This is a genomic window from Streptomyces sp. NRRL B-1140 (genome assembly GCF_001280065.1).
Classification (GTDB): Bacteria; Actinomycetota; Actinomycetes; order Streptomycetales; family Streptomycetaceae; genus Streptomyces.
The window spans coordinates 384,728-399,713 of the sequence record NZ_LGEA01000114.1 but is presented as its reverse complement, the minus strand read 5'-3'; the positions used below and the strand labels follow the sequence as shown (position 1 = coordinate 399,713).

The 14,986-nt window shown below is 73.3% G+C and carries 12 protein-coding genes; 9 read left to right on the top strand and 3 right to left on the bottom strand.

Features of this window, described 5'->3' with window-relative positions; all coding sequences use genetic code 11:
• The first annotated feature begins 19 nt into the window (after window positions 1-19).
• Window positions 20-1,000, top strand: a complete 981-nt coding sequence (locus tag ADK65_RS27860) for a TerC family protein (RefSeq protein ID WP_053673707.1) — start codon at window positions 20-22, stop codon at window positions 998-1,000.
• 21 nt (window positions 1,001-1,021) lie between these two features.
• Here ADK65_RS27860 and ADK65_RS27855 read toward each other — a convergent pair whose 3' ends face one another.
• Window positions 1,022-2,212, bottom strand: a complete 1,191-nt coding sequence (locus ADK65_RS27855; protein ID WP_053673706.1) for a CaiB/BaiF CoA transferase family protein — start codon at window positions 2,210-2,212, stop codon at window positions 1,022-1,024.
• Window positions 2,213-2,492: 280 nt separating this feature from the next.
• Between ADK65_RS27855 and ADK65_RS27850 the strand changes: the two genes are divergently transcribed.
• From ADK65_RS27850 to ADK65_RS27835, 3 genes are all read left to right on the top strand, one after another.
• Complete coding sequence (locus tag ADK65_RS27850; protein WP_053673705.1) at window positions 2,493-4,982, top strand: PP2C family protein-serine/threonine phosphatase; 2,490 nt, start codon at window positions 2,493-2,495, stop codon at window positions 4,980-4,982.
• 160 nt (window positions 4,983-5,142) lie between these two features.
• Window positions 5,143-6,801, top strand: a complete 1,659-nt coding sequence (locus ADK65_RS27845; RefSeq protein ID WP_053673704.1) for a serine/threonine-protein kinase — start codon at window positions 5,143-5,145, stop codon at window positions 6,799-6,801.
• Window positions 6,802-7,119: 318 nt separating this feature from the next.
• Complete coding sequence (locus tag ADK65_RS27835) at window positions 7,120-7,875, top strand: hypothetical protein (RefSeq protein ID WP_234352976.1); 756 nt, start codon at window positions 7,120-7,122, stop codon at window positions 7,873-7,875.
• Here the strand turns inward: ADK65_RS27835 and ADK65_RS27830 are convergent.
• Window positions 7,860-8,453, bottom strand: a complete 594-nt coding sequence (locus ADK65_RS27830) for a TetR/AcrR family transcriptional regulator (RefSeq protein ID WP_053673702.1) — start codon at window positions 8,451-8,453, stop codon at window positions 7,860-7,862. The genes ADK65_RS27835 and ADK65_RS27830 overlap by 16 nt on opposite strands.
• A 241-nt stretch (window positions 8,454-8,694) precedes the next feature.
• On the opposite strand from ADK65_RS27830, the gene ADK65_RS27825 reads away from it, so the two are divergent.
• From ADK65_RS27825 to ADK65_RS27810, 4 genes are read left to right on the top strand one after another with little or no spacing between them, the layout of a single operon-like run.
• Window positions 8,695-9,240 carry a (2Fe-2S)-binding protein gene (locus tag ADK65_RS27825; RefSeq protein WP_053673701.1) on the top strand — a complete coding sequence of 182 codons (546 nt, stop codon included), beginning with the start codon at window positions 8,695-8,697 and terminating at the stop codon, window positions 9,238-9,240.
• Window positions 9,237-10,229, top strand: a complete 993-nt coding sequence (locus tag ADK65_RS27820) for an FAD binding domain-containing protein (RefSeq protein ID WP_053673700.1) — start codon at window positions 9,237-9,239, stop codon at window positions 10,227-10,229. Before ADK65_RS27825 ends, ADK65_RS27820 begins: the two co-directional genes overlap by 4 nt.
• Window positions 10,226-12,337 (top strand): xanthine dehydrogenase family protein molybdopterin-binding subunit, encoded by a 2,112-nt coding sequence (locus ADK65_RS27815; RefSeq protein ID WP_053673699.1) that lies wholly within the window; start codon window positions 10,226-10,228, stop codon window positions 12,335-12,337. The genes ADK65_RS27820 and ADK65_RS27815 overlap by 4 nt, the downstream gene beginning before the upstream one ends.
• Entirely contained in the window at window positions 12,330-13,460 is a 1,131-nt protein-coding gene (locus tag ADK65_RS27810) for an XdhC family protein (RefSeq protein WP_053673698.1), read from the top strand. The genes ADK65_RS27815 and ADK65_RS27810 overlap by 8 nt, the downstream gene beginning before the upstream one ends.
• Window positions 13,461-13,562: 102 nt before the next feature.
• On the opposite strand, the gene ADK65_RS27805 is transcribed toward ADK65_RS27810, so the two are convergent.
• Window positions 13,563-14,126, bottom strand: a complete 564-nt coding sequence (locus ADK65_RS27805) for an NAD(P)H-dependent oxidoreductase (protein ID WP_031110747.1) — start codon at window positions 14,124-14,126, stop codon at window positions 13,563-13,565.
• A 127-nt stretch (window positions 14,127-14,253) separates the two neighbouring features.
• On the opposite strand from ADK65_RS27805, the gene ADK65_RS27800 reads away from it, so the two are divergent.
• Window positions 14,254-14,946 carry a TetR/AcrR family transcriptional regulator gene (locus tag ADK65_RS27800; RefSeq protein WP_053673697.1) on the top strand — a complete coding sequence of 231 codons (693 nt, stop codon included), beginning with the start codon at window positions 14,254-14,256 and terminating at the stop codon, window positions 14,944-14,946.
• Window positions 14,947-14,986: the final 40 nt, after the last annotated feature.

Genomic DNA, 14,986 nt, shown 5'->3' with positions numbered 1-14,986 from the left:
CCTGCATCAGGAGTGACAAGTGAACGTCTCGCCGGCCGTGTGGCTGCTGACCGTGGCCGCCCTGTGCGTACTCGTCGCCGTCGACTTCTTCATCGGACGCAAACCGCACGACGTGTCCCTCAGGGAAGCCGGGACGTGGACGGTGGTGTGGATCCTCCTGGCCGTGCTGTTCGGCGCGGGGCTGTGGTTCGCCGGTGGGAGCGGGCCCGCGGGCGAGTTCTTCGCCGGGTACATCACCGAGAAGTCGCTCAGCGTCGACAACCTCTTCGTGTTCGTCCTGATCATGGGGAAGTTCGCGGTGCCGTCGCAGTACCAGCAGCGGGTGCTGATGATCGGCGTGCTGGTGGCCCTGGTGCTGCGGGCGGTGTTCATCGCGGCCGGGGCGGCGATCATCTCGGCCTTCTCCTGGGTGTTCTACCTCTTCGGTGCCTTCCTGATCTGGACCGCCTGGAAGCTGGTCCAGGACGCCCGCAAGCAGGACCACGACGAGGAGTACCAGGAGAACAAGCTGCTGAAGCTGGCCGAACAGCGCTTCGGCGTGGCCGACCGCTATCACGGCACGAAGCTGTTCATCACCGAGAACGGCAAGCGGATCATGACCCCCATGCTGGTCGTGATGCTCGCGATCGGCTCCACCGACGTGCTGTTCGCCCTGGACTCCATCCCGGCGATCTACGGCCTGACGCAGGACCCGTACATCGTGTTCACCGCGAACGCCTTCGCCCTGATGGGACTGCGCCAGCTGTACTTCCTCATCGGCGGCCTGCTGAAGAGGCTGGTCCACCTCTCCTACGGCCTGTCGATCATCCTCGGCTTCATCGGCGTGAAGCTGCTGCTGCACGCGCTGCACGAGTCCGGCGTCCACGTACCCGAGATCGGCATCCCCTTCTCGCTGGGCTTCATCGTGCTGGTCCTGGCGGTCACGACGTTCACCAGCCTGCGCGCGTCGAGGCGGCAGGAGGCCGAGGCGGCGGCAGACCCTGCCGCGGAGCCGCGCTAGGCGGCGGGGAAGGATCCGCCGTCAGACGACCCCGTCCGCGCGCAGGGCCGCCACCTCCTCCTCGGTGCGGTGCAGTTCGGCGAGGATCGCCGCGGTGTGCTCGCCCACCTCCGGCACGGGGTCCATGCGTGTGTGCAGACCCGCCAGGTCGGCGGGCGGGAGCAGCGCCTCCACGGTGGCGCCCGGCACCTCGACCTCGCTCCAGCGGCCCCGGGCGGCCAGCACGGGGTGGTCCAGGAACGCGGCCACGTCGTTGACCCCGGCGCAGGCGATGCCGATGCGCTCCAGGTCCTTGAGGACCTCGTCGGACCCGGAGCGGGCGCAGCGCTCGGCGACGACGGCGTTGAGCTCCTCGCGGTGGGCGACGCGATCCGAGCCGGTGGCGAACCTGGGATCGTCGGCCAGTTCCGCACGCCCGAGGAACTCGGCGCACAGCGCCACCCATTCCCGCTCGTTCTGGATGGAGAACAGCACGTCCTTGCCGTCGGCGGCCGTGTACGTCCCGTACGGGGCGATGGTGGCGTGCTGGGTGCCGAGCCGCGGGGGCTGGGTGCCGCCGTACCGCGTGTAGTAGGCGGGCTGGCCCATCCACTCCGCGAGCGCCTCGAACAGCGACACCTCCACGGGGTGGGCCTCCCCGGTGGTGGCGCGGGTGTACAGGGCCGTGAGGACGCCGCTGTAGGCGTACATCCCGGCGGCGATGTCGGCGACGGAGATCCCGGTCCGGGCGGTGCCCTCGGGGGTTCCGGTCAGCGACACCAGCCCGGTCTGGCACTGCACGAGCAGGTCGTAGGCCTTGCGGTCGGACCAGGGGCCGGTCGTGCCGTAGCCGGAGATCGTGCACGGGATCAGGTTGGGCCGGCGGGCGGTGACGGCGGCGGCGTCCAGACCGAGCCGGGCGGCGGCGCCCGGGGCGAGGTTCTGCACGAAGACGTCGGCGCCGTCGAGGAGGTCGTGCAGGATCTCGTGACCGCGGGGGTCCTTGAGGTCGAGGGTGAGGGACTCCTTGGAACGGTTGAGCCAGACGAAGTAGCTGGAGTGCCCGTGCACGGTCGTGTCGTACCGCCGGGCGAAGTCGCCGCCGCCCGGCCGCTCCACCTTGATCACCCGGGCCCCGAGGTCGGCGAGCTGCCGGGTGGCGTAGGGGGCGGCCACCGCCTGCTCCAGACTGACCACCGTGACCCCGGCCAGGGGATACCGCTGCACGCTCATGCCTCAAGCTCCCGAATCGTCTGCGGAGGGCGCTCGGCCAGTCTGCCGCAGGCGGCGAGCGGGAGGGCGTGCCGCCGACGCGATCCGGATCACGCCGACGGCCGGTTTCGGAGGGCAGCGCCGTCGCTGACGTGCTGCTTTCCCAGACACCTCACACCACTCGACTGCTTCATGCGGCCCGCTGCCTCACAGGGCCCGCCGTCCGTCACAGCTATACCCTTTCCTATTACTTAGGCTGTTTGATGCGGTTTGACGGTCATCCGGCAGGGATGAGAATGCGGTGACGAGGGACCAGCAGGCGTCCGCGCTGCCTGGCGCACACAGCGCGGAGCGGGTCGACGGGCTGCCGTTCCACGCACGCGCTCTCGCCACCGCGCACCGGGTGGCCGGGGCCGCCGCCGTGCCGGCCGGTCTGCTGGGCCTGGTGGGCCTCATCGGATGGATCTCGGGGACCGATGCCCTGAAGGAAGTGCTCCCTGGCGCGGTGGCCATGAAGGCCAACACCGCCGTCGCCCTCATGGCGCTCGGCCTTTCCCTGTACGTGGCCGTGCGAGCCGGCGCCCGCCCGGGGGCGCTCGCTGTCTCCCGTGTGGCGGCGGTCCTGGTCGCCCTGCTCGGCGCGCTCACCCTCATGGAGTATGCGGCCGGGGCGGATCTGGGGATCGACGAGCTCCTCTTCGCGGACGACACCGTCCACCAGGGAACGGGGCCGCCGGGCCGGATGGCGCCCCAAACGACCGTGGCGCTGATAGCCGCGGGGGTGGGTTCCGTCTGTGCCGGTGCGCCCCGGGTTCCCGCCTGGGTGAGTCAGGTCCTGGGACTGGCCGTCGGCGCTCTCGGCATGCTGAGGCTGTACGGGGCGGCCTACGCGGTGCCCGAACTGGAGCAGTTCGGCCCCTACTCGGGTATGGCTTTGCACACCGCGGTGGCGCTGATACTGCTGGGCACGGCGCTCTTCCTGGCCCGTCCGGGAGAGGGCTGTGCGGGGCTGCTGCTGAACGCGGGGACGACGGGCGCGCTGGGACGATGGCTGTTCGTCACCGTCCTGGTCGTGCCGCCGCTGCTGGGCCTGGCCACCCTGGCGGGCGAGGACGAGGGCGTGTTCGGATCCCGGCTGGGCACCGCGCTCCTCGTCTGCGGCCATGTGGCCGTGTTCACCGCGGTGATCTTCGCGACCCTGGCCGTGGGCCGTCGTGTCGAGGTGGCGCACGGCCGTCTCGAATGGCAGGTCCGGCAGAACGCACTGCTGCAGGCCTTCATGGACCACACGCCCGCGGTGGTGTTCATCAAGGACCTGGACGGCCGCTTCCTGGCGGTCAACACGACGTTCGAGGAGAGCCTGAAGCTGTCCCGGGACCAGGTCCTCGGACGCCGGGACGACGAGGTCATGCCGTCCGACCTCGCGCGTCAGGTGCGCGCCGCCGACCTCGCGGTGCTGGCGGCGGGCAGACCCGTGCAGCGAGAGGAACGGCTAGCCCTGCCGGCCGGTGCGCGAGATGTCCTCTCCACCCTCTTCCCGCTCAGGGACGCCTCCGGCACGCCCTACGCCCTGTGCGGTGTCGTCACCGACATCACCGACCGGGTCGCGGCGCAGCGCGAGGTCCAGCGGTCGCACCGGCGGTTCCTCGCGCTGCTGGAGTCCGCTCCCGACGCCACCCTGATCACCGACGGCGACGGCACCGTCCTCATGGCCAACCCGCAGGTGCAACGCCTGTTCGGACGTGTGCCGGGCGACCTGGTCGGCACCGACGTGATCGGCCTGGTGCCCGCCGCCCGGCGCAGACGGCACGGTGCCCTCCTGGACGCGTACTTCCGGCTGCGTGCTCCGAAGCCGACGGTCCTGGACACGGACCTGTTCGGGCTGCGCGGCGACGGCTCCGAGTTCCCGGTCGAGGTGAGCGTCAGCAGTGTGCGGTCCGAGCAGGAGACTCTGGTGGTCCTGACCGTCCGGGACATCACCGAGCGCAGACGGCTGGAGGCCGAACGCGCCGAACGCTACGAGCAGCAGCGGCGCATCGCCTACACCCTGCAGCACAGCCTCATGGGGGAGCCGCCCCGTCTGGCCCACCTGCCGTGCGCCTACCGGTACCTGGCGTCCGTCCAGGACCCCGGAGTCGGCGGCGACTGGTTCGACGTCATCCCTCTCGACGAGCGCCGCACAGGCGTCCTCATCGGCGACGTGATGGGCCGGGGCCTGGAAGCCGCGGCCGTCATGGGGCAACTGCGCGCCGCCTCCCACGCCCTGGCCCGCACGGGTGTCACGCCCAGCGGGCTGATGGGGGCCCTCGACACGTTCGTGGGCGACCTGGCGGGCCAACTGGTCACCTGCGTCTATCTGGTCCTGGACCAGAGCAGGCACGAGGTCACCCTCTGCTCGGCGGGGCACCTGCCCGTCATCGTCCTGCCCCCCGACGGACCGGCCTGCCGGCTGACCTCGCCCGTCGGCGTGCCGCTGGGCGTCAACGACGCGGGACCCGGGGTGCCGTTCGAAGAGGCGACCAGGCCGCTGCCGCCGGGCAGTGCCCTCGTGCTCTACACCGACGGGCTGGTCGAAAGGCCCGGCACCGACATCGAGGCGCAGATCGACGTCCTCACCCGCACCGTCGACCTCGCGCTGAAGGGCGCCCCCGTCGACGACCCGGGCACCCTGGACCAGGCGGCGGACCGCCTGGTCGGGACCCTCGTCGCGGACACGGACATCTCCGACGACGACGTGACGCTGCTCCTGCTGGGTGTGCCCGGCACGGAGGTGAACGGGCTCCGAACCTGAGACGGGCGTCACCGGAGCGCGCCCCGGCGGGACGACCGCGCCTCTGTCACGGTCCGGGCACGCCTCGCGCGCACTTCTGGCCACGCAACCGCAGTGGCCGAAAAATATGTCTCCGAATGTGGCCGGCCGCTGGGGAGCGGCCGCCTTTGGGGGGCTGGAAATGAACACATGGGCGGTGCCCGGATACACCGAGTCGCTCGAACTCGGGTCAGGGGCAAGCGGCCGGGTCGTCCTCGCCGTGCACGAGGAGACCGGTCTCCCGGTCGCCGTGAAGTACCTCAGCGAGTCGCTGCGCACCCGGCCCGGGTTCGTGCGCGACTTCCGGGCGGAGGCACGGCTGCTCGGCGGACTGGAGAGCCCCCACGTCGCCGGGCTGTACGAGTACGTGGAAAGCCCGGACGGCGCCGCCATCGTGATGGAGCTGGTCGACGGCGTCCCGCTGCGCACCCTGCTCAGGCGGGAGGGCCCCCTCGCTCCGGAGGCCGCGCTCGTCGTTCTCAAGGGGTCTTTGCTCGGCCTGGCCGACGCGCACCACCTCGGCGTCGTCCACCGCGACTACAAGCCGGAGAACGTCCTGGTCGCACCGGACGGGTCCTCCAAGCTCGTCGACTTCGGCATCGCCGTGGACGCGGGCACCAGCGCCGGTGTGGCGGGAACCCCGTCCTACATGGCCCCCGAGCAGTGGACCGGCTCACCGGCCTCGCCCGCCTCCGACGTCTACGCGGCCACGGCCACCTTCTTCGAGTGCCTGACGGGTCGCAAGCCGTACGACGGCGGCAACCTCGCGGAGCTCGCGCTGCGGCACCTGGACGCGCCCGTCCCCGCCGAGGAGGTCCCCGAGGCGGTGCGGGAGCTGGTGCGGCGCGGTCTGGCCAAGGACCCGGCTCATCGCCCCGGACAGGCCGAGGCGTTCGTCGTCGAACTGGAGGCGGTCGCAGGCGCCGCCTACGGCACCGACTGGGAGGAAACCGGCCGGGGAAGGCTCGCCGCGCTGGTGGCCCTGCTGCCCCTGCTCCTTCCCTCGGCCCGCACGGCCCCCCGGAGCACCACGGACACCGCTCGCACGGTGCTGAGCCGGACGCCGGGCCCCGGCCGGGCCCGCCCCTGGCTGCCCGGACGCGCCGGACTGCTCGTGTCCGCCGCCGCGGTCCTGCTCGGCGCCCTGCTGACGTACGGGCTGCCGTACGCCCCCGGGACCGCGGCGCAGCGGGCGGCCCAGGCCCTGGCCACCACCGGCGCCGGGTCCGGTGCGGGCCCGGCGGCATCTGCCGGCCCGGCCGGCGCCTCCCCGTCCGCCACTCCCACGGTCTCGGCCGTCCCGTCGCCGTCCCCCACCCTGTCGGCCTCCGACCCGGCGGCCACCGCCACCGGTTCGCCCCCGGCCTCCGCCGCCCCGCCCGGAGGCGAGGAGACGACCGCTCCCGCCGCGACGGCCACCGCACCCCCCACCGCGACGACGCCGACGACCACGGCCCCGGCCCCGCCCTCCGGGCCCGCCGTAAAGGACGTCACTGTGTCGGCCTTCCGGCAGACGGGCCCCACGACCGCCACGGCGACCCTCGGCATCACCACGGACGGCACCGGCCCGGTCTCCATCACCGTCTCCTGGTTCTCGGGGGACACCGCGGGGCAGCCGGGCACGGCCGACGGCGCGTCCGAGACCTTCGAGCGCAGCGGCGCCACCCAGTACACGCTCAGCGTCGACCACACCTTCCGGAACCTCGGCTGCTACTGGACGGTGCAGGCCACCACGAACCCGGCCGCCGCCGACGGCGGCGCCTCGCAGCAACTCCTCACCAGGGGGTGCGATCTGCGATGAGCGCACACGACGACGACCGCACGTCCGTGCCGACCGGGCCGACCGACGACGAGCTGACAGCGGTACTGGGCTCGGCGGGGGAGCGGCCAGAGGTGCCCGGTCGAAGCCCCGGTCGCAGCGACGAGCAGACCGTGGTGCTCAGCAGCGCCGACGAGCAGACCGCCGTGCCCGGTCGTGACGGGGAGCGGACGGCGGTGCTCGGTGGTGCCGGCGAGGTGACCGCCGTGGCCGGTCGTGATGGGGAGCGGACGGCGGTGCTCGGTGGTGCCGGCGAGGTGNNNNACGGCGGTGCTCGGTGGTGCCGGCGAGGTGACCGCCGTGGCCGGTCGTGATGGGGAGCGGACGGCGGTGCTCGGTGGTGCCGGCGAGGTGACCGCCGTGCTCGGGCACTCTCGCGGCGGTGAACGCGCCGAGGTGCCGGGAAGCTCCGCCGGCCCCACCCGGGCGCTCGGAGTCGATGCGGAGTACAGCGCCACCGTCCTCGCCAGCCACTGGATCCAGCGGCCCGGAGCTGACGAGACCATCGCGGAACCGGTGGCGGCGGAGGCGTCGCCTGCCCGGTCGGCGACCCCCGACCGGGTCGAAGGAACCGTGCTGCGTTTCGGCCCGGGGGTGAGCGCCGTCGTCCACCACCGCACCCACCGGACACTGCCCGCCGTCCCACCGCCTCCCGCGCCTCGGGAGCGACGGCTGCGCAGACACGCCCTGCCCGTGCTGGTCGTGCTCTGCGTCCTCGCGTTCCTCGCCTGGCAGCGCCTCGGGCCGCCCCTGGGGGTGCGCACGGTGACGGTCACGGCCCGGCCGGCGTCCCTGGGCTGCGGCGGCACCGCGGACCTGGTCGCCCTCGTCACCACCAATGGCCGCCCGGGCACGCTGTCCTACCGCTGGTCCCGGAGCGACGGCACCGCCTCGGGCGTGCTGGAGGAGGTGCTGGCCCCGGGGCAGCGGCAGGCACGCCTTCACCTGCGCTGGACCTTCCAGGGCACGGGGCACCGGACGGCCCGGGCCGAGCTGCGCATCCTCTCCGGGACGCCGCGCACGGTCACCGCCGGCTTCACCTACGACTGTCCCTGACCTCCGGCAGCCGCCCCCACACGCAGCCCGTCCATGACGAAGTCCAGCAGGCGGGTGACGCGGGGCTGCCAGTCGGTACCCGGGGGCAGCGTCCAGAGCCCGCCGATGAGGAGGAAGAGGTCGTCCGCGGTGATCCCCGGGCGGATGGCGCCGGCCCCCTCCGCGGCACGCAGCAGCAGCTCGGCCGCCTCGGACACCGGCGCGTGCCCCGGCTTCGCCGGCTGCCCCGGCGCGCTGGTGGCCTGCCGGATCGCGTCGGCCAGGCCCGCCTTGGCCAGGGCGAACCGCGCGAGCCGGTCCATCCACTCGCGCAGCGCCCGGTCGGGCTCCCGGCTTTCCAGCAGTGGCGCCGCGGTGTCCGCGACCTGCTGCATCTCATGCCGGTAGACCTCCAGCACGAGTGCCTCGCGGGTGGGGAAGTGGCGGTAGAAGGTGCCCTGCCCGACGCCCGCCTTCCGGGCGATCGCGCTCAGCGGGGCATCCGCGGAACGGGTCAGTTCCTCCAGCGCCACTTCCAGGATGGTCTCGCGGTTGCGCTGCGCGTCCGAGCGCAGGGGGGCGTCCTTCTTCTGCCGCACTCGTACTCCTCGCGGGCCGCGGCCTGAACCGGACCTTGCTAAGCGGACAGCTGTCCGTTAAGTTTCCTCAGGAGCGGACAGTTGTCCGCTTGTCCCATCGTATCGGCGGGCCGCCCCTGCGGACAGACCGTGCCGGACGCGCCGCGCGGGCGCGCCCTCGAACCCCGCCCGGTCGCTGACCGGCACCACCACCCGCAACGCTCCCGCCCCCTTGTCCGGCGATGTCAGAGAGAAGGCTTCCATGCCCCCATCGACGTCCAGCGACCTCACCCTGTCCGTCAACGGCGAGAAGTACACGCTGACCGTCGACCACCGCACCACCCTGCTCGACGCGCTGCGTGAACGACTCGACATGACGGGCACCAAGAAGGGCTGCGACCAGGGCCAGTGCGGTGCCTGCACGGTCCTGCTCGACGGCCGCCGCCACCTGGCCTGCCTCCAGCTCGCCGTGGCCGCCGAGGGGCGCGAGGTCACCACCATCGAAGGCGTGGCCGAGGGCGAGCGCCTGCACCCGGTTCAGCAGGCGTTCCTCGACCTGGACGGCTTCCAGTGCGGCTACTGCACGCCGGGCCAGATCTGCTCGGCCATCGCCGTGCTCGAGGAGCACGCTGCCGGCTGGCCGAGCGCGGTCACCGGCGACGTCCGGCCCGAGGCGGGGCCACCGCCGCTGACCCCGGAGGAGATCCGCGAACGCATGAGCGGCAACCTGTGCCGCTGCGGCGCCTATGTGTCGATCGTCCAGGCCGTGGCCCGGGCCGCCGAAGAGACCAAAGGAGTGGTGGCATGAGGGAGTTCGGCTACCAGCGGGCGTACGACGTCTCCGGCGCCGTGGCGCTGCTCGACGGCGACGGGGAAGCCCGGTTCCTCGGCGGCGGCACCAACCTCGTCGACCTGATGAAGACCGGCGTCGAACGGCCCGCCAGGCTCGTGGACATACGCGAACTGCCCCTGAACCGCGTGGAACCGACCGAGGACGGCGGGCTGCGCATCGGAGCGACCGTCACCAACAGCGACCTGGCCGCCCACCCCGAGGTCCGGCGCCGCTACCCGGCTCTGGCGCAGGCGGTGCTGGCGGGAGCCTCCGGGCAGCTGCGCAACATGGCCACCGTCGGCGGCAACCTCCTCCAGCGCACCCGCTGCGGCTACTTCGCCGACGTCGACTCACCCTGCAACAAGCGTGATCCCGGCAGCGGCTGTCCCGCCATCACGGGCGAGCACCACAATCACGCCGTGCTGGGCGCCTCCGGGCACTGCGTGGCCACCCACCCCTCCGACATGGGCGTGGCACTGGCCGCCCTCGACGCCGGCGTGTCGTACGAAACGGCTGCCGGGGCAGGCGAGTCGGCGCTCGGAGACTTCTACCTTCCGGTGGGGGAGACCCCGCATCTGGAGACCGCCCTGCCGCCGGGCGCGCTCATCACCGGCGTCACCCTCCCCGCCACCGCCGCGGCGGCCAACTCCCGCTACCGCAAGGTGCGCGAGCGAGCCTCCTACGCCTTCGCCATCGGCTCCGTCGCCGCCGCGCTCGACGTCCGTGACGGCCATGTCCACGACGTGCGCCTCGCGTTCGGCGCGGTCGCCTCCCGCCCCTGGCGCGCCCGCACGGCCGAACGTGTCCTGACCGGCGCCAAGGCCGACGCCGAGAACTTCGCGGCCGCCGCGGACGCCGAGCTGGCGGCCGCCCGGCCCCTGCCCCGCAACGGATACAAGGTGACCCTGATGCGCAACCTCGTCGTGGCCGTGCTGAGCGAACTCGCCGAGGAGGCCACCCGATGACCACCGCCACCCGGGGCGGCACCGGCACCGCGCACACCCGTGTCGAAGGCCGCGACAAGGTCACCGGCGCGGCCCGCTACGCCGGGGAGATCCCCTTCGCGGACCTCGCCCACGGCTGGCTGGTGCTGTCGGCCGTGGCCCGCGGCCGCGTCCGCGCCCTGGACACCGACGCCGTGCTCGCGATGCCCGGCGTCCTCACCGTGCTCCACCACGGCAACGCCCCGCGCGTCGACACCGCCTTCACCGGCATCATGGGCGTCGCGCCGGATCCGAGCACCGGCCTCTTCCAGCACGACCGGGTGCCCCACATGGGCTGGCCGGTGGCCCTGGTCGTCGCCGAGACGTCCGAGCAGGCCCGGGAGGCCGCCGGCGCCCTCGCGGTGCACTACGACCGGGAGCCGCACGACGTCGCGTTCTCCGCGCGGCGCGAGTCCGAGGCCTACCCGCTCGACGGACACATGCCGGCCGTGGTGGAGAAGGGCGACCTGGAGGCCGAACTGGCGGCGTCCGCCGTCGTGGTCGACGCGCAGTACACCACTCCCGAGGAGCACCACAACCCGATGGAGCCGCACGCGGCGGCGGCCCGGTGGGAGGGCGGACGGCTGGAGGTCGTCGACTCGAATCAGGGGACGGGCTGGGTCGCCGACGAGCTCGCGAACCTCTTCTCCCTCGACCCGGCCTCCGTGCGGGTCCGCTCCGAACACGTCGGCGGCGGTTTCGGCAGCAAGGGCACCCGGGCGCACCAGGTGGCCGCCGTGATGGCCGCGACCGTGCTGCAGCGAGCCGTCCGGGTCGTCCTGACCCGCCGGCAGATGTTCTCCCTCGCCGGCCACCGCAGCCCCACCGCCCAGCGGGTCAGGCTCGGCGCCGACGCGGACGGGCGGCTGCGCGCCCTGGAGCACCGGTCCCTGAACCAGACCTCGACCGTGCACGACTTCGTCGAGCCGAGCGCCGCCGCGAGCCGGTCGATGTACGCCGCCGACGCCCACCACACCGCCATTCGGCTGGTGAAGCTAGACGTCCCCACCCCGACCTGGATGCGCGCCCCGGGCGAGGCGCCCGGCTCGTTCGCGCTGGAGTCGGCGCTCGACGAGCTCGCCGAGCGCTGCGGCGTCGACCCGATCGAGCTGCGGGTGCGCAACGAGCCCGCGGTCGGCCCGGTGTCCGGGCTGCCGTTCGGAAGCCGCAACCTGATCGCCTGCTTCCGGGAGGGCGCCCGCAGGTTCGGCTGGGACGGGCGGGATCCGCGGCCCGGGGTGCGCCGGGAGGGCCGCTGGCTGCTCGGCACGGGGACCGCGGCTGCCTCCTTCCCCGTGATGGCCATGCCGTCCACGGCGGCCGTGACCGCACAGGCGGACGGCACCTTCACGGTGCGGGTCAACGCCGCGGACATCGGCACCGGCGCGAGGACCGCGCTGACTCTGATCGCGGCGGACGCCCTGGAGGTGCCCGCGGACCGTGTCCGGGTGCGGATCGGGGACAGCGACCTCGGCCCCGCGACGATCGCGGGCGGCTCGGCGGGCACCCGCTCCTGGGGCTGGGCCGTCACGGCGGCCGCCGGGGAGCTGCGCCGGAGCCTCATGCCCGGTGCCGACATCCCCCCGGAGGGCATCACCGTACGGTCGGACACGGCCGAGGCCCTCGGAGCCCTCGCCCGCAAGGAGCGGCACTCCTTCGGCGCGCAGTTCGCCGAGGTCGCCGTCGATCCCGCCACCGGGGAGATCCGCGTCCGGCGCATGCTCGGCATCTTCGCGGCCGGCCGGATCGTGAACCCGCTCACCGCCCGCAGCCAGTTCGTCGGCGGCATGACCTGGGGGATCTCGATGGCCCTGCACGAGGAAGCCGTCCGCGACCGGGAGAGCGGCGGCCTCTACGGCGCCGACCTCGCCGGATACCACGTCGCCGCGCACGCCGACGTCCCGCACATCGAGGCCGACTGGATCGACGACCCCGACCCCGACGACCCGGTGGGCATCAAGGGCATCGGCGAGGTCGGCATCGTGGGCGCGGCCGCGGCGGTCGCCAACGCCGTGTGGCACGCGACCGGCGTACGCCACCGGAACCTGCCGATCCGGCCCGACCGCGTGCTGGCGGGCGGCGATGCTTGATCTCGCAGGGTCCCTGCACGAGTGGATCGAGGAGGGCCGGGACTTCGCCGTCGCCACGGTGGTCGCCGTCGACGGCAGTGCCCCGCGCCCTCCCGGCGCCGCACTCGCCGTGTGCGCCGACGGCACGGTAGTCGGCTCGGTCTCCGGGGGCTGCGTGGAAGGTGCGGTGTACGACCTGTGTCTCCAGGCCCTCCAGGACGGCGAGACCGTGGTGGAGCGGTTCGGCTACGGCGACGAGGACGCCTTCGCGGTGGGACTGACCTGCGGCGGAACGGTCGACGTCATGATCACACCGTTCCGGGGCGGGCGTCCGGCCGAGACGGCCGCCCTGGCAGCCGCCGCCCGGGAGGACCCCGTGGCCCTGGCCCGGGTGGTCCGCGGCCCGTCCGGCCTTCTCGGCCGGGCCCTGCTGGTCCGCCCCGACGGCTCGTACGACGGCGGTCTCGGCGGCGCGCCGGACCTGGACCGCGCCGCGCTCGACCGGGCCCATGCCCTGCTCGCCGCCGGGCGCACCGGCACGGTGGAACTCTCCGAGGACGGGACGCACTGCCCCGGGGGTCTCACCCTGCTCGTCGAGTCGGCCGCCCCAGCGCCCCGCATGATCGTCTTCGGCGCGATCGACTTCGCGGCGGCCCTGGTGCGGGCGGGGAAGTTCCTCGGCTACCGCGTCACCGTGTGCGACGCCCGCCCCGTCTTCGCGACGCGGGCCCGTTTCCCCGAGGCGGACGAGATCGTCGTCGACTGGCCCGACCGCTATCTGCGGCGCACCGGGACCGACGGGCGCACGGTGCTGTGCGTGCTCACCCACGACGCGAAGTTCGACATCCCCCTGCTGACGGAGGCGCTGCGGCTGCCCGTCGCCTACGTCGGCGCCATGGGCTCCCGTCGCACCCACGAGGACCGCCGGCGGCGACTGCGGGACGCGGGCGTGAGCGAGTGTGAGATGGCCCGGCTCAGGTCTCCGATCGGCCTGGACCTCGGCGCCCGTACGCCCGAGGAGACCGCCGTGTCGATCGCGGCGGAGATCGTCGCGGTACGGCACGGCGGCACGGGTGAACCGCTCACCGGCTCGGGCGGGCCGATTCACCGGCCTGCCGACCAGCCCCAGCCCCAGCCGGTCTGAGGGCGAGCCGCAGCCGGCCGGAGCGACTGCGCCGCCGTGCCGGAGGGGCCGGAGCCGTTTCCGGCTCCGGCCCCTCCGTGTGTGCGAGCCGAGGTGTCGGGCTCAGGCCGCCGCGGGCTCCGAGGCGTGACCGTGCAGGCGGGCGATAACCTCGGTCAGCTGCTCGGCGACCTCGGCGTCGTCGGCCGGGTGCGTCTCGGCGAAGCGGGTCATCGAGCCGGGGATGGACAGCTTGACGTCCTCCAGGACCTTGCCGCCGGCCACGCCCACGGACTTGCGGGTCTCGTCGTGCGCCCAGACACCGCCGTACTGACCGAACGCGGTGCCCACCACGGCGACCGGCTTGCCGCTGAGGGCACCGGCACCGTACGGGCGGGACAGCCAGTCGATGGCGTTCTTCAGCACGGCCGGAATGGTGCCGTTGTACTCGGGGGTGAAAAGGATCAGGCCATCTGCGGCGTTCGCGGCCTCGCGCAGCCGCGCGGCGGCGGCCGGGACGCTACCCTCCACGTCGATGTCCTCGTTGTAGAAGGGGATCTCGGCCAGACCCTCGAACAGGTCCACCTCGGCCCCTTCGGGGGCGAGCTTCACGGCCGCCTCGGCGAGCTGACGGTTGTGCGAACCGGCGCGGAGGCTGCCGACGAGGGCGAGGATACGAACGGACATGCTGACTCCCACATCTGAGGCACTGCTCTGACACACTGCTGAGGATCCGGACCGGGGTCCGTTTAACTTTCTAGCATCCTAACCGGACCGCGGTCCAGTTTTCTTCCCGATGCTTTACGCTGGCTTCATGTCCACCGCCCCGCCCCCCTTCCCGACGCCCCAGGAGCCCGTCGGTCATCCCGAGCTGCTTCAGCTCGGCACCGCCCTGGAGGGCGACGAGCCGTGCCTGCGGGCCGACGCCGCGCGCAACCGTGCCCGGCTGCTGGAGGCCGCCGGGCGGCTGGTGGCGGAGCGGGGCGCGCAGGCCGTCACCATGGAGGCCGTGGCCGCCGAGGCCTGTGTCGGCAAGGGCACGGTCTTCCGCAGGTTCGGCGACCGTACCGGCCTGCTGACGGCGCTGCTCGATCACTCGGAGAAGAAGTTCCAGGCCGCTTTCCTCGGCGGACCACCGCCGCTCGGACCCGGAGCCCCGCCCGTGGAGCGGTTGCGCGCGTTCGGCTGCGCCATGCTGCGCCGCTCCGCCGACGACCTGGAGCTGCAGCTGGCGGCCGAGCCCGGCGCGGACCGCCGCTTCGTCGCCCCCGCCCGGCGCGTGCAGCGGCACCACATCGAGATGCTGCTGCGCCAGGCCGTCCCCGACGCCGACTGCGATCTCCTCTCCCACACGCTGATGGGCCAGCTGGACCCCGCCCTCATCCACCACCTGACCAGGCAGTGCGAGACCCCCCTGGCCCGGCTGGAGGCCGCGTGGGTCGACCTGGTCGACCGGGTGACCGGCGCGGGCACCGGCTGCCGTCAGGCACCCCGCCGCACCCCGTGAGCGCTCACGGGTTTCTCACAACTCCCCCGCCGGACAGGCG